Source organism: Streptomyces sp. CC224B, assembly GCF_030010595.1.
Classification (GTDB): Bacteria; Actinomycetota; Actinomycetes; order Streptomycetales; family Streptomycetaceae; genus Streptomyces; species Streptomyces longispororuber.
In genome coordinates this window covers 1-3,403 of record NZ_JASCXL010000228.1, presented here as the reverse complement: position 1 = coordinate 3,403, position 3,403 = coordinate 1, and the positions used below count along the sequence as shown (strand labels likewise).

The window sequence follows — 3,403 nt, the reverse complement described above, 5'->3', positions numbered from 1 at the left end:
CCCCCCCCCGCGGCCCCGCCCGCCCCGGCTCCCGCGGCCCCCCAGGCGCAGCACCACGCCCCCGCGTCCCCGCACGCGCCCGCCGCGGCCCCGCCCGCCCGGGACACCACGAGCCACATCCAGCTCCCGCCCGGCGGCCCCGTCGCGGTGCCCAGCCCGCCGCCCGGCACCGCGCCCGCCGACACCGGCTCCACGACCCTCGCCGTGCTCCTGATCGGCCCCGCGGGCGCGGGCAAGACCAGCGTCGCCAAGTACTGGGCCGAGCACCGGCGCGTGCCGACGGCCCACATCAGCCTCGACGACGTGCGCGAGTGGGTGCGCTCGGGCTTCGCCGACCCCCAGGCGGGGTGGAACGACAACTCCGAGGCGCAGTACCGCCTGGCCCGCCGCACCTGCGGCTTCGCCGCACGGAACTTCCTGGCCAACGGCATCTCCTGCGTCCTGGACGACGCCGTCTTCCCGGACCGCCCGGTCGTCGGCCTCGGCGGCTGGAAGCGGCACGTGGGCCCCGGCCTGCTGCCCGTCGTGATCCTGCCCGGCCTGGAGGTCGTCCTGGAGCGCAACGCCCAGCGCACGGGCAACCGCCGCCTCAGCGACGAGGAGGTGGCCCGCATCCACGGCCGCATGGCCGGCTGGTACGGCTCGGGCCTGCCCATCATCGACAACTCCCAGCTCGACGTCCCCGCCACGGCCCGCCTCCTGGACGAGGTCCTGGCCCGGGCCCTGACGAGCCCGCCGAAGTGGTAGCCGCCGGGGCGGCAGGGGCCCGCGGGTAGCGGGCGCCCCCGTCCGGGGTGGGCACGGGGTGCGCGGGCAGCGCCCGGCCCCGTCCTGGCCGGGCGCCGGGCGGCCCGTCAACGGTCGCGGCGCCCACCCCTCGTCCGCGCGGCGTCGACGCCCGGTCGGACGCGCTGAACCGGCCCGGACAGGGCCGCGCTCTTAGGCTCGGCCCCATGTCAGAGGTGTACGCGGCGCGGCGGGAGCGGCTCAGGGAACGGTGCGGGAGCGGTGGGGCGGCTCTCGTGTCGCGGCCCGCCAACGTCCGCTACCTCGCGGGCGCGGCGCCCGGCGGGGCCGTCCTGCTGGTCGGCCGGACGGAAGACGTCCTGCTCTGTCCCCGGCCGCCGGGGGAGGAGGCCGGGCCGGGGCGGCCCGACGAGGGGCTGGCCACGCGGGTGCTCGACACGCCGGGCGGCGACGCGGCGGTCGCCGGGGCCGGGCAGGCCGTGGCACAGGCGGCGGAGTTCCTCGCCGTCGAGGAGCACCACCTGACCGTGACCCGGCACCGGGCCCTGGCCTCCGTGGCGCCCCGGCTGCGCCTGACCGACCTGGCGCGCGGCGTGGAGCAGCTACGGCTGGTCAAGGACGAGGAGGAGATCTCCTGCCTGCGGATCGCCGCCGAGATCGCCGACCAGGCCCTCGGGGAACTGCTGGAGTCGATCCTGGTGGGGCGCACCGAGCGGCACCTCGCCCTGGAGCTGGAGCGGCGCCTCGTCGACCACGGCGCCGACGGGCCGGCCTTCGCGACCTCCGTCGCCACCGGCCCGCACTCGGGCCGCGGCGGCCACCGCCCCACCGACCGGCGCGTGGAGGAGGGCGATTTCCTCTCCGTGTGCCTGGGGGCCTCGTACCGCGGCTACCGCAGCGAGATCGGGCGGACCTTCGTGATCGGCACCTCGCCCGCGGACTGGCAGATCGAGCTGTACGACGTCGTCTTCGCCGCGCAGCGGGCGGGCCGCGAGGCCCTCGTGCCCGGCACGGCGTACCGCGACGTCGACCGCGCGGCCCGGCACGTCCTGGACGCCGCCGGGTACACGGAGGGCCTCGCCGCGCGCACCGGACACGGCGTGGGCCTCGAAATCGACGAGGACCCTCAGTTGGCCCCGGCGGCCATGGGTAAACTGGACGCTTGCGTGCCGGTCACCGTCGAACCGGGGGTCCACCTCCCGGGCCGGGGCGGGGTCCGGATCGATGACACGCTCGTCGTTCGCTGCGAGGCGGACGGCGGACCCGAGCTACTCACCATCACGACCAAGGAACTGCTCGCGCTCTAGCCCGAGAGCTGTGCGCGCGCCCCCGGGGTCGTCCACGTCAGTCCAGGAGATTCCGCAACCGTGGCTTCCACGAACGACCTCAAGAACGGCATGGTGCTCAAGCTCGAAGGCGGCCAGCTCTGGTCCGTCGTCGAGTTTCAGCACGTCAAGCCCGGCAAGGGCCCGGCCTTCGTGCGCACCAAGCTCAAGAACGTGCTCTCCGGGAAGGTCGTCGACAAGACCTTCAACGCCGGCGTGAAGGTCGAGACGGCCACCGTCGACAAGCGCGACATGCAGTTCTCCTACATGGACGGCGACTACTTCGTCTTCATGGACATGGAGACCTACGACCAGCTCCACATCGACCGCAAGGTCGTCGGCGACGCCGCGAACTTCCTCATCGAGGGCTTCGAGGCCACCGTCGCGCAGCACGAGGGCGAGGTGCTCTTCGTGGAGCTGCCCGCCGCCGTGGAGCTGACCATCCAGGAGACGGAGCCGGGCGTCCAGGGCGACCGCTCCACGGGCGGCACCAAGCCCGCCACCCTGGAGACGGGCCACCAGATCAACGTCCCGCTCTTCATCACCACCGGTGAGAAGATCAAGGTCGACACCCGCACCAGCGACTACCTCGGCCGGGTGAACAGCTAACCGTGGCCGCCCGTAACACGGCCCGCAAGCGCGCCTTCCAGATCCTCTTCGAGGCCGACCAGCGTGGCGTCGACGTCCTGACGGTCCTCGCGGACTGGGTACGCCACTCGCGGACCGACACGCGGCAGCCGCCGGTGAGCGAGTACACGATGGAGCTCGTCGAGGGCTACGAGCAGTACGCGGCCCGCATCGACGAGCTGATCTCCCAGTACGCCGTCGGGTGGACCCTGGACCGGATGCCGGTCGTCGACCGGAACATCCTGCGGCTCGGCACGTACGAGCTCGTCTGGGTGGACGGCACGCCCGACGCGGTCGTCCTCGACGAGGCCGTGCAGCTCGCCAAGGAGTTCTCGACCGACGATTCGCCCGCTTTCGTGAATGGGCTCCTGGGCCGGTTCAAGGAGCTGAAGCCGAGCCTTCGCCGGGACGCTTAGCGACTTCCGATTCCGCCGTTCCCGAAGGGCCCGTGGCCGTATTGGCCGCGGGCCCTTCGGTTTTCCCGCCGCGCCCCGCCCCGGCAAAGCCGCCGGCCGTCCAGGAAAACCGCGGGACGGGAAAAGCCGCCCGGGGGGGGGGGGGGGGGGGGGGGGGGGGGGGGGGGGGGGGGCGCCCCCCGGGGGGGGGGGGGGGGGGGGGGGGGGGGGCCGCCGCCCGCGAGGGCCCGCCCCTGTCCCGCCCACAGGACGCGCCCCCTACCACCCAAGCCGGAGCCCCACCCACCG

The 3,403-nt window shown here is 74.6% G+C and carries 4 protein-coding genes; all 4 read left to right on the top strand.

The genetic code is table 11. The annotated features are described in order from the left end of the window. The coding region (locus QK440_RS40965; RefSeq protein ID WP_282798351.1) for an AAA family ATPase at nucleotides 1-747 on the top strand (747 nt) is incomplete at its 5' end. Between the two features lie 206 nt (nucleotides 748-953). Then, on the top strand, nucleotides 954-2,054 hold the full coding sequence (locus QK440_RS40960) for an aminopeptidase P family protein (protein ID WP_282798350.1): 1,101 nt from the start codon (nucleotides 954-956) through the stop codon (nucleotides 2,052-2,054). Between the two features lie 60 nt (nucleotides 2,055-2,114). After that, nucleotides 2,115-2,681 carry an elongation factor P gene (efp, locus tag QK440_RS40955; RefSeq protein WP_217141094.1) on the top strand — a complete coding sequence of 189 codons (567 nt, stop codon included), beginning with the start codon at nucleotides 2,115-2,117 and terminating at the stop codon, nucleotides 2,679-2,681. A gap of 2 nt (nucleotides 2,682-2,683) precedes the next feature. Continuing rightward, a complete protein-coding gene (gene nusB, locus QK440_RS40950) occupies nucleotides 2,684-3,115 on the top strand; it encodes a transcription antitermination factor NusB (RefSeq protein ID WP_282798349.1) in 432 nt (143 codons plus the stop codon). The last annotated feature ends 288 nt before the right edge of the window (nucleotides 3,116-3,403 follow it).

Coding starts and splice junctions, on each gene's coding strand:
- QK440_RS40960 (WP_282798350.1), top strand. CDS start 954: ATGTCAGAGGTGTACGCGGCGCGGCGGGAGCGGCTCAGGGAACGGTGC.